At 64.8% G+C, this 13,704-nt stretch carries 13 protein-coding genes and 1 tRNA gene; 3 read left to right on the forward strand and 11 right to left on the reverse strand.

The window, feature by feature from the left end:
* Positions 1 to 44 precede the first annotated feature (44 nt).
* On the reverse strand, positions 45 to 314 hold the full coding sequence (locus BM337_RS11800; protein WP_089816792.1) for a DUF7571 family protein: 270 nt from the start codon (positions 312 to 314) through the stop codon (positions 45 to 47).
* Positions 315 to 786: 472 nt separating this feature from the next.
* A tRNA-Gln gene (locus BM337_RS11805) sits at positions 787 to 891 on the reverse strand.
* A 181-nt stretch (positions 892 to 1,072) separates the two neighbouring features.
* Here BM337_RS11805 and BM337_RS11810 point away from each other — a divergent pair.
* Positions 1,073 to 1,507: a hypothetical protein gene (locus BM337_RS11810; protein WP_089816793.1), complete on the forward strand. Its 435-nt coding sequence runs from the start codon at positions 1,073 to 1,075 to the stop codon at positions 1,505 to 1,507.
* A 33-nt stretch (positions 1,508 to 1,540) separates the two neighbouring features.
* On the opposite strand, the gene BM337_RS11815 is transcribed toward BM337_RS11810, so the two are convergent.
* From BM337_RS11815 to BM337_RS11840, 6 genes are all read right to left on the reverse strand, one after another.
* Entirely contained in the window at positions 1,541 to 1,972 is a 432-nt protein-coding gene (locus tag BM337_RS11815) for a metal-dependent transcriptional regulator (protein ID WP_089816794.1), read from the reverse strand.
* A gap of 1 nt (position 1,973) precedes the next feature.
* On the reverse strand, positions 1,974 to 2,456 hold the full coding sequence (locus BM337_RS11820) for a rubrerythrin (protein WP_089816795.1): 483 nt from the start codon (positions 2,454 to 2,456) through the stop codon (positions 1,974 to 1,976).
* Between the two features lie 91 nt (positions 2,457 to 2,547).
* Positions 2,548 to 2,784, reverse strand: a complete 237-nt coding sequence (locus tag BM337_RS11825; RefSeq protein ID WP_089816796.1) for a hypothetical protein — start codon at positions 2,782 to 2,784, stop codon at positions 2,548 to 2,550.
* An 18-nt stretch (positions 2,785 to 2,802) separates the two neighbouring features.
* The gene (gene sufD / locus BM337_RS11830) at positions 2,803 to 4,014 is read right to left on the reverse strand and encodes a Fe-S cluster assembly protein SufD (protein ID WP_089816797.1); all 1,212 of its coding nucleotides are present in this window, start codon (positions 4,012 to 4,014) and stop codon (positions 2,803 to 2,805) included.
* Between the two features lie 15 nt (positions 4,015 to 4,029).
* Positions 4,030 to 5,460 carry a Fe-S cluster assembly protein SufB gene (gene sufB / locus BM337_RS11835; protein ID WP_089816798.1) on the reverse strand — a complete coding sequence of 477 codons (1,431 nt, stop codon included), beginning with the start codon at positions 5,458 to 5,460 and terminating at the stop codon, positions 4,030 to 4,032.
* A 64-nt stretch (positions 5,461 to 5,524) separates the two neighbouring features.
* Positions 5,525 to 6,442 carry an ABC transporter ATP-binding protein gene (locus BM337_RS11840; RefSeq protein WP_089816799.1) on the reverse strand — a complete coding sequence of 306 codons (918 nt, stop codon included), beginning with the start codon at positions 6,440 to 6,442 and terminating at the stop codon, positions 5,525 to 5,527.
* 481 nt (positions 6,443 to 6,923) lie between these two features.
* On the opposite strand from BM337_RS11840, the gene BM337_RS11845 reads away from it, so the two are divergent.
* Both BM337_RS11845 and BM337_RS11850 read left to right on the forward strand, forming a co-directional pair.
* Positions 6,924 to 7,742, forward strand: coding sequence for a hypothetical protein (locus tag BM337_RS11845; RefSeq protein ID WP_089816800.1), 819 nt, complete (start codon positions 6,924 to 6,926; stop codon positions 7,740 to 7,742).
* Between the two features lie 49 nt (positions 7,743 to 7,791).
* Positions 7,792 to 8,625 (forward strand): M14 family metallopeptidase, encoded by an 834-nt coding sequence (locus tag BM337_RS11850; RefSeq protein WP_089816801.1) that lies wholly within the window; start codon positions 7,792 to 7,794, stop codon positions 8,623 to 8,625.
* 68 nt (positions 8,626 to 8,693) lie between these two features.
* Here the strand turns inward: BM337_RS11850 and BM337_RS11855 are convergent, their stop codons facing one another.
* From BM337_RS11855 to BM337_RS11865, 3 genes are all read right to left on the reverse strand, one after another.
* On the reverse strand, positions 8,694 to 9,365 hold the full coding sequence (locus tag BM337_RS11855) for a DUF4166 domain-containing protein (RefSeq protein WP_089816802.1): 672 nt from the start codon (positions 9,363 to 9,365) through the stop codon (positions 8,694 to 8,696).
* Complete coding sequence (locus tag BM337_RS11860) at positions 9,362 to 10,279, reverse strand: DoxX-like family protein (RefSeq protein ID WP_089816803.1); 918 nt, start codon at positions 10,277 to 10,279, stop codon at positions 9,362 to 9,364. The genes BM337_RS11855 and BM337_RS11860 overlap by 4 nt, the downstream gene beginning before the upstream one ends.
* Before the next feature lie 562 nt (positions 10,280 to 10,841).
* Complete coding sequence (locus tag BM337_RS11865; RefSeq protein WP_089816804.1) at positions 10,842 to 13,577, reverse strand: DNA-directed DNA polymerase; 2,736 nt, start codon at positions 13,575 to 13,577, stop codon at positions 10,842 to 10,844.
* Between the last annotated feature and the right edge of the window lie 127 nt (positions 13,578 to 13,704).

Here is a 13,704-nt window from a genome sequence, read left to right on the forward strand (position 1 = left end):
ACGAAACTGTTCCGAAAAGACCGTCCGAAACGACCGCTCGCCGTTCAGCCGTGAACCGATTCGCAGTGCCAGCCGGGATCCTGGCCAGTCTGTTCGATCCGGTCCGACCGACAGGCCGGGCAGTAGTCCGGGACGCCGGCCTCGGAACGGGGGACGTAGACCGCGCCGCCACACTCCACGCACGCGTCGGGGACGATCGTCACACAGTCCGCACAGAGGTTGAAGTCGTCGACCGTGAGTTCGCGCAGGGGTTCGAGTTGTTTGTCCAGGATGTACTCGTCGATGACCGCCTGACAGTTTTGGCACGGTTGCATGTCGATCCACTCGGTACCATGTGAAGAGGTACCAAATAGCTTCCCCCGCCGGCCGTACTTGCGGGCCGGAAACGGGTTCACTGGAGTGATGTCTCTCCTTCGTGTGCGTTCGCGAGAAGATAGTCGCGGCCGTTCCCGCAAACGAGTGAACGAGGGCTCGGAAGAGCCCGCTCTTTCGGCGTCTGCGCGAGCGACGCGAGCCCAGACTCGCCGAACGCTCGCGTTCGGCGGCGGATTCGAACCGGAGCAAGACTCGCTACGCTCGTCTTGCAGGGTTCGAATCCTTGTGGGCTATTCGCTCCTCACGTCCGTTCGTCGCAGAATAGTCCCGGGCGTCCTCGTGAACGCAGTGAACGAGGGCTCGGAAGAGCCCCGCTCTTCCGGCGGATTCGAACCGCGAGGACTCGCTGCACTCGTCCTCTGGGCCCGAACCGCCGGGGATATCTCTCGCTCACCTGCGTTCGCGAGAAGATAGTCCCGGGCGGATTCGAACCGCCGTCATAGGCTCTCTTCCGAATCCGGTCGAAACCAGATCGCGTCCAAAGGCCCATATGATTGGCCACTACACCACGGGACTGCAATTCCTTGGTTCCCCCTGATTCCTTAATAGCGTTACTTTCCGGCGGTGGAGAACACTGATACCGCACCCAGCTTGGTGCGATGTCCCCCGTTAGGAGCGCAGATCGTTCACCGAAATCGCAGTAGGGCGGCGTTACTGGGACGGAAGACCTATACGATCCCTTCGAAAACGGAGACCAATGATCGCGACGGCAGTTCTCGCTGGACTCGGACTCCTCCTGTCTGTCGCAGGCGGTGTCGTCGTCCACGAACTGCTCCACGTGCTGGTCTTGCGGTCCGGCGGCGTGCGGTGTTCGCTCGTGCTCCGACGGGTTCGCGGCGAACGGGGCGGCTTCCACACGCTCGTCTCCGGGTCGTGGGCGTCGGTCGAGATGGAGTCGATCCCGGCGGACTGTTCCAACTGGCGCTTGCGTGGCGCGTCGATGGCGCCCATGGCGATGCTGGTCCCCGTCGGCGCGTACGCGTGGGCCGTGACGAGCGGACAGGTGACGGGGTCGCTGTTCGGGTCGATGGTCGTCATGGGGTGGATGGCGTGTGCGCTGCCGAGTCCGGCGGACTTCTCCGTCGTCTGGTACACCGACGAGGCGAGAGAACTGGTAGCGGAGCGCGACTGAGTCCGCAGCGACGACAACGAAAAGACGAGTCGTTCAGTCGGAGGCTTCGAGTTCGGGTTCCAGCAGGCCGCAGACGTCTTCTTCCGCGTTGAAACAGTCGGGGCACTGGGGCTCGCGGTCGATGATCGTGTCCAGTCGCTCGGCGACCGTCTCGTCGATGACGCCCTCTAGCTGTTTGGCCTCCTCGCGGAACTCCTGGACTTCGAGTACCTCGACGAGGAAGCGCTGGATGATGCAGTAGTTCTGGAGCGAGAGCCGGGCCCGTCGGATCCCCTCGTCGGTGAGGTCGACGCCCTTGTACTTCTCGTGGTCGAGCAACTCCTGGGACTCGAGCTTGCCGATCATCTCGTTGGCGCTGGCGGGGCTCACCTCCAGCAGGTCGGCGACGTCGCCGGTCGAGGCGGGACCGTCTTCCTGTTCCTGGACGAGGTAGATCGCTTTGAGATACTGGTCTGCCGTGTTCATTCTATTCTCGCGCCTCCATCAGTCGCGTCACTTCCTCGACGCCGTCGGCCTCCTCGTCGCGGATCGAGCGGAGGGTATCGACGAGCCGGTTGCGGTCGATGCTGAACTCCGTGTTCGACGCCGCGATGGCGCCGATGAGGTCGTCGTAGAACTTGTAGGCGGTCTCCTCGTTGCAGAGCTGGTCGTAGAGGACGCCGTCGAAGTCGTCGTCGGCCTCGTACTGGGCTTCGACGAGGCGCTTTATCTCCTCGAAGGGCACCGTGTCGGCGTCCATGTCGTCGATGAGCGCTTCGAGCCGGTCGCGGTGCTCCGCGGACTCCTCGGCGGCGTGTTCGAACAGCGTCACGACCTCCTCGTCGAGGTCCGCAGCGGTCACCTGGGCGTGCTTGTCGGCGCGGGCCTCGACGACCTCTTCGAGCACGACGCCGATCTGCAGGAGCCGGGCGAGCTGGTGGTCCGAGCCGATGGGTCGCTGGAGGCTCACTGCCACCCCCTCCCGGAACGTTCGTCGGACGATGCGGTCATGGTCCAGTTTCGGGGAGGTGGCGACTTAAGCGATTCCCTCCGTGCGACCGTCACTCCAGCTCTCGCTGGTCGTATCTAACCCGTTCCGCGATCAGGCCCCAGAGAAACCGAGTGATCCGAAAGAGGATCCAGAAGACGATCCCCCAGAAGACGAACATCATCACCGCAGTGACGACGAGAATGAGGGCGAGAAGCAGGTCGTTCGCACCCGCGGAGGGGAGCCCTATCTGCCCTGCTGGTCGGTGGCGTGCAGCAAGTAGCGGAACAGCGAACGCCCGAGAAAACATGCGGCGAAGAGCGATTGGTTACTCGACGAGACGCTCGACGATGAGGTCGTCGAGGTCGTCGCGGAGTTCGTCGACGGCGACCTCTTCGAGGACGGGGACGAAGAAGCCCTCGACGAGCATGTTCCGGGCGAGTTCGGGGTGCACGCCGCGCGAGGTCATGTAGAACAGGTCCTCCTCGTCGACCTGTCCGACCGTCGCGGAGTGGCTCGCTTCCGTGTCGTGGTTGTTGATGATCAGCTTCGGGGACGCGTCGGCCTCGCTATCCTCGGAGAGCATCAGCGTGTTCTCGCGCTGGTAGGAGTTCGTGTCCCAGGCCTCGCGGCCGACGTCCTGGACGCCCTCGTACACCGACCGGGCCGCGTCGTCGAGGACGCCGCGGGTGACCAGATCGGCCGTGGTGTGCTCGGCCTCGTGCCAGACGCGCGAGGCCAGATCGAAGTGCTGGTCCTCGTGGCCGAAGAACGCGCCGACGATCTTCGACTCCGAGGAGTCGCCGAGCAGTCGGGTCTCGACGTTCGTCTTCGTGAGCCGGGAACCGATGTTGCCCTCGATCCAGTCGATGCTGCCGTAGGTGCCGGCGTGGCCGCGCTTGACCTGGAAGTTGTACGTGTCTTCGGCCAGGTTCTGGAGCGTGCCGTACTGGATGTGTGCGTTCTCGCCGGCGACGGCCTCGACGACGCCGGAGTAGTACTGCTCGCCGTCGACGTTCGTCCCCGTACGCTGGCGCTCCAGGATGGTGACCGAGGATGACTCCTCGGCGACGACGAGCGTGTAGTTGAACAGCGACCGGCTGTTCATCGTCGTCCGGATCTTCACGTCCTCGGCGGCGACGCCCTCGGGGACGTAGACGACGGTCCCGGCCGCGAACAGTGCGGTCGAGAGCGCCGTGAGGTAGTCACGCTGCGGGTCGACGACCGACCCGAAGTGCTCCTCGATCAGGTCGCCGTGCTGGTCGAGCGCGTCGGCCCAGGAGAGCACGTCGACGCCTTCGGCGTCAACGCGGTCTTTCTCCTGTTCCCACTCGAGGGGGTCGACGAGCGTCTCGTAATCGAGCGCGTCGAGGTTGGTCCAGTCGCGACCGGGGGTCCGGATGACCTTCGGCATGTCCAGATCCTCGAGCGCCGCGAGGGCGTCGAGGCGGGTCTCGAGCAGCCAGTCGGGCTCGTCGAGCTCCGCGGAAATCTGCTGTACCTGCTCCTCCGTGAGGTTGGCTGTTAGCTGCGTACTCATGGTAGATCCGGGGAGTTACCCGAGGCTTCCCTCCATCTCGAGTTCGATCAATCGATTCAGTTCGACCGCGTACTCGATGGGCAGTTCCTCCGTGATGGGCTCGATGAAGCCGGCGACGATCATCTGCTTTGCGTCGTCGTCGTCCAGGCCGCGGCTCTGGAGGTAGAAGACGTCCTCGTCGCCGATCTTGCCGACGGTCGCCTCGTGGGCGACGTCGACCTTGTTCTCCTGGATCTCCATGTACGGCATCGTGTCCGAGGTGGACTCGTTGTCGAACATCAGCGCGTCACACTCGACCGACGTCGAGGAGTTCTCGGCGCCGTCGGAGATGTGGACGAGGCCGCGGTAGTTGGTGCGGCCGCCGTCCTTGCTGATGGACTTGGACTCGATGGTCGACTTCGTGTCGGGCGCGTTGTGGTACACCTTCGCCCCGGTGTCGATGTTCTGACCCTTGCCCGCGAACGCGATGGTGATGTGGTTGTCCGTCGCGCCCGGGCCCTTGAGGATCGTCGCGGGGTAGAGCATGGTGGCCTTCGAGCCCATGGAGCCCGAGACCCACTCCATCGTGCCCTCTTCCTCGACGATGGCGCGCTTGGTGTTGAGGTTGTACGTGTTCTTCGACCAGTTCTGCACCGTGGAGTACTGGACGTGGGCGTTGTCGCGGACGAAGACCTCCACGCAGCCGCTGTGGAGGTTGAACGCGGAGTACTTCGGCGCGGAACAGCCCTCGATGTAGTGGACTTCCGAGTTCTCCTCGGCGACGATGAGCGTGTGCTCGAACTGACCCATCCCCTCGGAGTTCATGCGGAAGTACGCCTGGACCGGCATGTCGACCGTCGTGTCCTCGGGGACGTAGACGAACGAGCCGCCGGACCAGATGGCGCCGTGGAGCGCCGCGAACTTGTTGTCGCTCGGGGGGACGCACTTCGTCATGAAGTGCTCGCGGACGAGGTCGGGGTGCTCCTGGACGGCCTTGTCCATGTCCATGAAGATGACGCCCTTCTCCTCCCAGCGCTCCTGCATGTTCTGGTAGACGATCTCGGACTCGTACTGGGCGCCGACGCCGGAGAGGGCGTTCTTCTCGGCCTCAGGGATGCCCAGCTTGTCGAAGGTGTCCTGGATCTCTTCCGGGAGGTCCTCCCAGTTCTCGGCCCCGCCGCGGGTCTCGATGTCGGGCCGGATGTAGGGGACGATCTCGTTGAGGTCGACCTCCGAGAGGTCCGGCTGGCCGGGCCAGTCGGTCGGCATCGGCATTTCCTGGAACTGTTCGAGTGCGCGGAGACGTCGCTCGAGCATCCACTCGGGCTCGTCCTTGTCCTCGGAGATGAGGCGGACGGTCTCCTCGGTGAGGCCTTTGTCGGTCTCGAAGGCGGACTTTTCCTCCTTCTTGAATTCGAAGCGGGCCTCGGTGTCCGTTTCTTTGAGTTGGTCTTGATCTGAGCTCATGGTTGTTGTCTGCGGCTTGGGTGTGTGCGGTTAAGGGACTTGTGCCCGGGACGATACGAGACGGTCACGCGGCCTCGTACACTTCTTCGCGGACCCAGTCGTACCCCTTGTCCTCGAGTTCCTCGGCCAGCGTCGCGTCGCCGGACTTGGCGATTTCGCCGTCGATCATCACGTGGACGTGGTCCGGTTCGACGTAGTCGAGGATGCGCTGGTAGTGGGTGATCTGCAGGACGCCGGTCCCCTGCTCGTCACGGAGCGCGTTGATGCCGTCGGAGACGTCCTGCAGGCGGTCGATGTCCAGCCCGGAGTCGATCTCGTCGAGCACGGCGACGGATGGCTCGAGGATCGCGGCCTGGAGGACCTCGTTCTGCTTTTTCTCCCCGCCGGAGAAGCCCGCGTTGAGGTAGCGATTGGCGAACTTCTCGTCCATGTCGAGCTGTTCCATCTTCTCCTTGAGGAGCTGCTGGAACTCGGCGACGCCCACCTCGCCCTCGTCGACGTCACCCTCCATCGGGGAGGTGTCGTAGCCGACGTCCTCGTCTTCCTCGTCGGCTTCGGCCTCGTCGTCGTCCTCGAACAGTTCCTCGCGCTCTTCGAGCTTGGCGTTGAGCGCCGTGCGGAGGAAGTTCACCATCGTGACGCCCTCGATCTCCGCAGGGTACTGGAAGCCGAGGAACACGCCGAGCGCGGCGCGTTCGTTGGGCTCCAGGTCGAGGAGGTTCCAGGTGCGCTTGTCCTCGGGGATTTCGAAGTCCTCGCCGAACTCGTCGTCCTCGAGGTGGATGAGGACCTCGCCGTCGGTCACGTCGTAGGCCGGGTGGCCCGCGATGATCTTCGCCGTCGTCGACTTGCCCGAGCCGTTGGGACCCATCAGCGCGTGGATCTCTCCGGACTCGACTTCGAGGTCGACGCCGCGAAGGATGGTCTCACCGCCCTCTTCAGCGACTTCCGCGTGTAGATTGTTGATTTCGAGTACTGCCATAGTAGATGCTTAGGTCACCCGAAACCTAGAGAGAGACGCTGATAATAGTTTCGAGTTTTCCCGGGCCACTTTTCTGAATCGGAAACACAATTTATTCTGAGGAAAAATTCTACACCACGTCGTTCGATCCCGTTTGTGGAAACGCACACCAGACTTCGATAGAGCCCGGTTTCTAGATGTACGCTATCTGTCGAACGGGTACTGTTTCACTGGTACCACTCGTCTCCCTGGTTTCTGTGATACCGCTGATTTCGGTAGCAACACTGCTCTCGTGCGCGCGTCGGCGGGCCTCTCGAGCAGGTGATGGTCCCGACAGTTTCGCAGTGAACGGGCGTGGACGATTCGACCCGATAATACAGCGTAAGAAACTATTAAATAATGTCCGGGTCATCCAAAGATAGTGCCAGACAGGACCGATTCGGACAGGAGGGAGTCGGTGACAGAGGGGCTGTCCGGTGGTCGGGGGAGGTCGTCCGGCGGTGTGTCGCGCCGCGCCGCGCTCGGACTCGGTGGTCTCCTCGCCACCGGCGGCCTGCTCGGGACGGGTCTCGTCACGTCGGGAGCCACCAGTTCGCGTACACTCGACGGGAATCTCGACTGCAACGGCTACGACCTGGGAGAAGTCGGGGCGATCCAGGGAAGCGTCGCGGACGGCCAGCGCCTGGAATCCCTCGTCGGCCGGAACCTCTCCGTCGCCGACGGACGACTCCAGGCTGCTGTCGGCGAAGTCGACGACGACGTCGCCTCGCGGCTGGACGATGCACTGACGCGCCTGGAGGTCGTCAGCGGCACGGCGAATACCTGGCGTGTGGGCCCCGTGCTTCCCGCAGGCGATTATCACCTCACCAACGAGTTCGGGTTACTCATCGAGACGGACCGACCCGCCTACCTCGGCGAGTGTACCATCGACGCAGACTCCGCCGGCCGGTTCAGCCCGGCGCTGTACGAGTACGACCCGGAGACGGACGGGCTCGGCACACGGCTGGAGGCGATGACCGTCCAGGCGACGGGTGGCCGTCAGACCATCTACCTCGACTTCCTCCTCGACGAGCCCGGTCAGTACCTGCTGACGCGCCTCCTGCCCCGTGAAGCGCCGGACAACCCGAACGCGCCGGCCACCCTCTACAGACCCTCGGACGACGCGGTCGAACTCCGGCGCGTGGAGGGATACGGCCAGTTCGAGGACGACTCCCGGAACGGCGTCACGTTCCGGGGCGGGTACAGCCCGTCGGCGACGGACGGCCCGGTCGATTACTACTACTACTTCTTCGACCTCGAGGTGTCCTCGGCGCGCTCGTGAGGAAGACGATGCAGGCACCGACCGACCGACCCGACGCCGGAGGGGGCCGATGACGGACGCCACGCTCGAGGAGAGCGTCGAGCGGATCGAACGAGCCCTCGCGGCCTACCGCCGGTATCGACGCCGGCGGCGGAACCCACAGCTGGTCACCGAGCGGAACGACTCGAAGGACGTGGACCGGTCGATCGAGATGCTCATGCCGGACACCAAGTGGGCGACGCCGCTGCACGAAATCGATTCGGCCAGGGACGGGCCGACTGCGTTCGTCGTCGCGGGCCAGCACGGCATCGAGCCAGCCGGCTGGAAGGCCGCCGAGTTGCTCGTCGAGATGACGCCCCAGTCCGGAACGCTCGTCGTCGTTCCGCGCGCCGACCAGACCGCGATCGAGGCCGGTGTCTACAGCGGCGACGAGGGGAGCCTCAACGACCACTGGCGCGTCGGCAGTGAGCCGACGATCGAAATCGCGCGCGTCATCTGGGACCGGTTCGAGTCCTACCAGCCGGACATCGCGTTCGACCTCCACAGCTCACAGGGCATCTACAAATCAGGCATCGACGACGGGTTCGGGCAGGCCCTCTACCCGACGCCCGGTCGAGCGCGTGACGTCGCGGCCGCGGTCGTCGACACGCTCAACGAGGAGTTCGTCACCGACTGGCCGGACCACTACGACTACATCGTCGGGAACCTGCAGAGCGGCTGGGGCACCTTCTTCAGCCACAAGGTCGGCGGCCAGTACGACGGCGACTGCCTGCTGTGTGAGCCGACCCGCCGGACCACCGAGGACGGGCGACACCCGACGGAGGCCCAGCGGATCAGGTGGAACCTGGCCTCGGCCGTGCTCGCGCTCGACCACTACGAGATGACGTTCGACGAATCGATCTGAGGACGACCGACTTCGACCGCTCGCGCTCCCTGGTCCCTTCTCCCGGAGCGCTTGCTCCCCCGGGCACTTCACTCCCCGCGCGTCGGGGAGACCGGGCGAACCTCGTCGGGCGCCGTCTCGCAGTCGATCCACTCGACGTCGAACGACCCCGAGTACTCGAAGACCAGGCCGACGACCGGATTCGTCACGCGGACGGCGATCCGATAGCTATCGGCCGCCTCGTCGTACCACTCGTGGACGTTCGCCGTCGCCGAGAGGACGAGCGGGAAGTCGATTCCCGTCCCGAACGCGTACAGGCGCTGGGCGCCGGTCGTGAGTTCGATTCCGCCCGCGTCGCTGACGCCGACGTCGACGTCGACCGCGAGGTGGTGGCGCTTCCCCAGGTAGTCGACGATACGGTCGCGCTCCTCGCTGTAGATCATCGCCGCGTCGAAGTGGCGTTCCCTGGGCAACTCGAACGTCCGCAGCCAGGTCACCGTCTCCCGCCCGTAGGCGTCCTCGTACGCGTAGTTCCGGATGGTGAACGGGACTGCAGTGCTCTCCTCCGGGAACATGGTGTGCATCGTCGCCCCGACGGCGAGGAACGGGAGGGTGTACAGCCCGCCGTTGCGGACGTACTCCATCGTCCCGCGGCCGATGGCGGCCACGCCGTCCTCGCTCGTGAACCCGAACCGCCGCTGCATCTTCGGGTGGAGGTCGTCGAACTCCTCGCCGAGGGCCCGCTGGTAGATGGAGTTCACTGGAGGTCACTCTCCGTCCGATCGGTGATACAGCGACGGGCACTCGGGAGTTCCTCGCCGGCGGCGTAGCCGACGGCCGCGAGCCCGAGCATCGCGACGCCCAGCGGAATCGACGAGAGAGGATGGGCGAGCAAGCCCGGGTTCGCGACGAGGCCGGCGCCCACCAGCGCCACGGTGAGTAGCGCCGACGCGGGGAACGCCAACCGGCGGTGCCAGGCTACGAGAAGCAGCAGGCCGAATCCGACCTCGGCCGCGCCGAGCGCCTGGATGGTCCCGTCGACGGGGAGCCCCGCCGGTAGCAACGCCGCAGACAGTTCCCGCTCGACGGGATGGGGCCCGAGTAGCTTCGGAACCAGGCCCTGGTAGACCCAGACCACGGCGAGCGAGAGCCGTGCTACGGCGTGGACGATAGCCTGGCGCATCGACGCCTCCGGAGAGACGTCCGATTCGAGCCACAGGCGGAGACGGTCGAAACTCCACGCCGTCGCCCACACCATCAGCGGTCGGAAGACGAACCGGTCGAAGACGCTGCCGAGACGGCCGAAGCGCGTGTCGTAGTTGTACGCAGTCAGGAACCGGACGCCGCCGTCCTCCGGGAGGTACTTCCAGTACCCGTTCCCCTCGGTGATCAGCGACTTCGGGTCGTCGGACCAGAACCGGAGCGCGGAGGTCCGCTCTCCTCCATCCGCACGCTCGCCGGTCGACTCGCCGCCACCAGCGACGCCGATGCCGAACCCGATTCTCGTCTCGTAGTCGAACTGCTGCGGTTCGCTCTCGTCGGGCCTCGGGAGATAGTCGATGTCGGTAAAGCGGAGGTCCCACCGCTCGTGCTGGTCCGGTTCCTGCGTCGCCCCCCACAGGTCCTCGACGTCGGCGTCCACCCACGTCTCGATGTACAGTTCCGTCCCACTCATCTACCACTCTGTCCACGTACTCCCCAATAAACGCGGGGGAGAGCTAGGAGTGGATGTTCGTGTGTGAGCTATCGCCAAACCTGGATCCAAGACGACGAAAGCCCTCGCGCGTTTCCGGTCCCGGGACCCACGCTGTGCGCGCTCGCTTCGCTCACGTGCTTGCGGGGTCCGGGTTCCCGGAAACGCCCTCGCCCTTTCAGTCCACCAGGGCCACAGTACTCTCGCGATGAAACGCGCTCACGTGAGGGTCCACTACTCCCCGGTCGCTCACCGTTCGGCGAGCGACACGCTTCCTACCGCAACCGAATGGCCGGGAGCGAGTGGCCGACCGACAGCGAGGCCCTCGCGACCAGGGGAAGGGCAGGGCTGCTGAAGCGATCCTTGGCGGACTGAAAGGGCGAGGCGGGGTGGGGGAAGCACGACCCCGCAAGCACGCGAAGCGCGCGCAGCATGGGTCGCGCGACCCCAGCACGCCGAGGGCTTTCTTCGTTCTAGTGACTGCAGTCACTGAACTGCTCCCAGAAGCACCACTTTAGAACTCGAAGAAGCCGAAAACGCCGAGTCAGCCGAACTGCCCCAGGCCGGTCTGTTCCTGGCCGGACTTCACTTCGTTCCAGGAGATGTCCAGGGCTTCGAGAATCCGCTCGATGGGACCCTGGAGGGTCTTGTCGAGCATCTTCTCCCAGTCGATCTCGAACTCCTCGGGCACCTGGTCGGCGAACTCGTAGCAGATGACGTCCTGGTCGCGGCGGAACTCGTTGAACAGGTCCTCGGCGCCCGGCGGGATGTCGTCCTCGATGCGCTGGAAGAAGTCGTCGTGGACCCGGTCGAGGTAGACGCGCTTTGGCTTGGAACCCCGCTGGAAGTTCGTCCCGAGCATGAGGTTCGCGTACTTCGCACCCCGGACCTGTGCGGTGTCGGTGTCGTAGTTGTCCAGGCGCTTGCCGATTCCGCCCGGGATACCGACGTCGTCGAGGTCGACGTTCCCGGCCTGGTAGTCCTCGATGACCGCGTGGACGTAGTCCTTGATGGCCTCGCGGTCCTCGCCGTGGACGATCATGTCGATGACTTCCTTCTGGACGCGCTTGGTGATGGGCGAGATGTCCGAGCGCTGGTACTCGAAGCCGGTGATGTCGATGTCGTCGACGTCCTTCCCCTCCTTCCAGACGATGTGGCCGGCGTAGCGCTTCTTCTTGCCCGCCTGGAAGAACCGCCGGTAGAGTTTCTCGAACTCGATCTGGAAGCGGTGGTCCTCGGCGTTCAGTTCCTCGCGGGCGAACTCGTCGTAGGCTCCGTTGATGTGGTCCTCGATCTCGAAGGACTGCTCGATGGCCTCCTCGACGGAGACGTCGCTACCGAGCGAGAGCATGACACTGTCAGTATCCCCGTAGGCGACGTCGTAGCCGATGTCGTTGGCGGCTTTCTCGGTGAACTGGATGACGTCGCGGCCCGTCGCCGTGACGGCGGCGCCCATCTCCTTGTCGTAGAGGCGGAACCGGTCCCAGCCCAGCACGCCGTACAGCGAGTTCATGATGACCTTCACCGCGGCCTGCTGGCGGTCGTACCGGCCGTAGGCGTCCGAATCGGGGTCGTGCTCGTTGCGCAGGGACTTCTTCTCCTCGCGCTCGCTGAGGAGTTCGTCGACCATCGACCGGATGACGCCGTCCGGTTCCTTGCGGAAGTGGGTCCCGTTGGGGGCGCGGTAGGTGTTCTCCTCGAACGCTTCCTCGCTCTCGTACTCGTCGGGCGTGACCTTCGTCTCGGGACTCGCGTTCGTCGTCACCATGCACATCGGGTACAGTGACTTCAGGTCCAGCACGGTGACGTTCTCGCGCACGCCGGTGATCGGTTCGAAGACGGCCCCACCCTCGTACTCCTCGCCCTCTTGCTGGCCCTTCGAGGGGAGCGCGTAGTTGCCGTGGAGCTTGTGGAGGACGTACATGTCCACCGCGTCGCCGGGCGTCGTCGCGTCTTCGATCTTGCAGCCGACGAACTGGCGCACCTCGTCCCAGAAGGGGATGATGCCCTGTTCGCGGTCGAGTTCCACGCAGAGTTCGACGTCGCGGAGGTTGTACTCAAGCAGGCGCTCGGGGTCCTCCTCCCAGAGGTCGCCGATGTCGCCCTTGTAGCGTTCCTTGCCGACGCCCAGCTCCACTTCGCCGACGGCGTCGAGCCGATACGAATCCAGCTCGCTGAACTGGGTGCGCTGGTATGCGTACAGCAGGTCGAAGACGACCCGTCCCTTGACGTTCGGGCCCTGCCAGTTCGAGCGCCACACCTCGTCGATGCGGGAGAGCCGGTCCGAGTCGAGGTCGTAGTCGTGGTTGTAGTCCTGCAGTTCCTCCAGTCGGTCGAGGAAGTACGGCGCGTCGAAGTCGTCGAAGTTCCAGCCCGTGAGGATGTCCGGATCTGTCTCGTCGATGTAGTCGAGGAAGGCTTCGAGCATCGCCTCTTCTTCCTCGAAGATGCGGACGTCGGCGTCGAACTCGCCGCTGATGGGCTCGTAGCGTTCGAGCGCCTCCGGGCCGGCGACGTTGTCCGGGTCCTCGTAGAGCCAGACGACGTACTCGTCGTCGTAGGAGTCGTGGCTGGTGAGACAGATGATCGTCTCTTCGCCGTCTTCGGGGAAGCCGTGGCGGTCGTCGACTTCGATGTCGAAGGTGTTGACGCGCGGGTCGGCCTGTACCTCGGCCGGTTCCAGTTCGGCGTGGTGAACTCGCAACGAGCCGTCGTCTTCCTCGCGAACGGGCACGCGCACGCCGCCCGTGATGCCCTTGTCGATGAGCAGCCGGTTCGGGAAGAGGATGTCCGCCTCGTAGTGGTCGAACTCGTCGCGGATCTGGCCGACGTCGCGGGGGGTCTGGCCGAATATCTTCACCAGCCGTTCCCCGCGGATGGACTCGTAGGGCTCGCCGTCGTCGTCGAACTCCTCCCAGCCGGTGATCCGGTCGTACTGGCGGAGTCGGTCGTCGGAGACGGAGTCGACCGGGGCGTAGAAGTACGGTCTGAAGTCGTAGACGCGTGCGTGGACCGCCTCGTTCTCGCTCGTCCGGCCGAAGACGTGGACGACGGGGTACTCGTCGTCCCCGTTGCCCTCGATCGTGTAGTCGACCTGGGTCACGACGAACTCCTCGTGGCCGTCGACGTCGGGGAACAGGTGCTCGCTCGCGTCGACGACGTCGGCCGTCGACCCGCCGTTGCCGGCGATGGCTTCGGCCTCCGCCGTCGCGTCCCGCTCTCCGCCGTCCCCGTCGTTCGTGGCGAACGCATCGAGGCCTTGCTGGCCCTCGTCGGTCATGTTGAGACGACCTTTGCGACGCCCGGTAAAAACTACGGCGGTCCGGTCGCTCGAACGTCGCCGGGGACCGTGACCGGATCTACGTCGGCCGCTGGGCCGAACCACCGTCTGTCCTGCGTGTCGCCGG

Origin of the sequence: Halomicrobium zhouii (assembly GCF_900114435.1) — an archaeon.
Taxonomy (GTDB): Archaea; Halobacteriota; Halobacteria; order Halobacteriales; family Haloarculaceae; genus Halomicrobium; species Halomicrobium zhouii.

Coding starts and splice junctions, on each gene's coding strand:
- BM337_RS11800 (WP_089816792.1), bottom strand. CDS start 314: ATGCAACCGTGCCAAAACTGTCAGGCGGTCATCGACGAGTACATCCTG.
- BM337_RS11810 (WP_089816793.1), top strand. CDS start 1,073: ATGATCGCGACGGCAGTTCTCGCTGGACTCGGACTCCTCCTGTCTGTC.
- BM337_RS11815 (WP_089816794.1), bottom strand. CDS start 1,972: ATGAACACGGCAGACCAGTATCTCAAAGCGATCTACCTCGTCCAGGAA.
- BM337_RS11825 (WP_089816796.1), bottom strand. CDS start 2,784: ATGTTTTCTCGGGCGTTCGCTGTTCCGCTACTTGCTGCACGCCACCGA.
- sufD (WP_089816797.1), bottom strand. CDS start 4,014: ATGAGTACGCAGCTAACAGCCAACCTCACGGAGGAGCAGGTACAGCAG.
- sufB (WP_089816798.1), bottom strand. CDS start 5,460: ATGAGCTCAGATCAAGACCAACTCAAAGAAACGGACACCGAGGCCCGC.
- BM337_RS11840 (WP_089816799.1), bottom strand. CDS start 6,442: ATGGCAGTACTCGAAATCAACAATCTACACGCGGAAGTCGCTGAAGAG.
- BM337_RS11850 (WP_089816801.1), top strand. CDS start 7,792: ATGACGGACGCCACGCTCGAGGAGAGCGTCGAGCGGATCGAACGAGCC.
- BM337_RS11860 (WP_089816803.1), bottom strand. CDS start 10,279: ATGAGTGGGACGGAACTGTACATCGAGACGTGGGTGGACGCCGACGTC.
- BM337_RS11865 (WP_089816804.1), bottom strand. CDS start 13,577: ATGACCGACGAGGGCCAGCAAGGCCTCGATGCGTTCGCCACGAACGAC.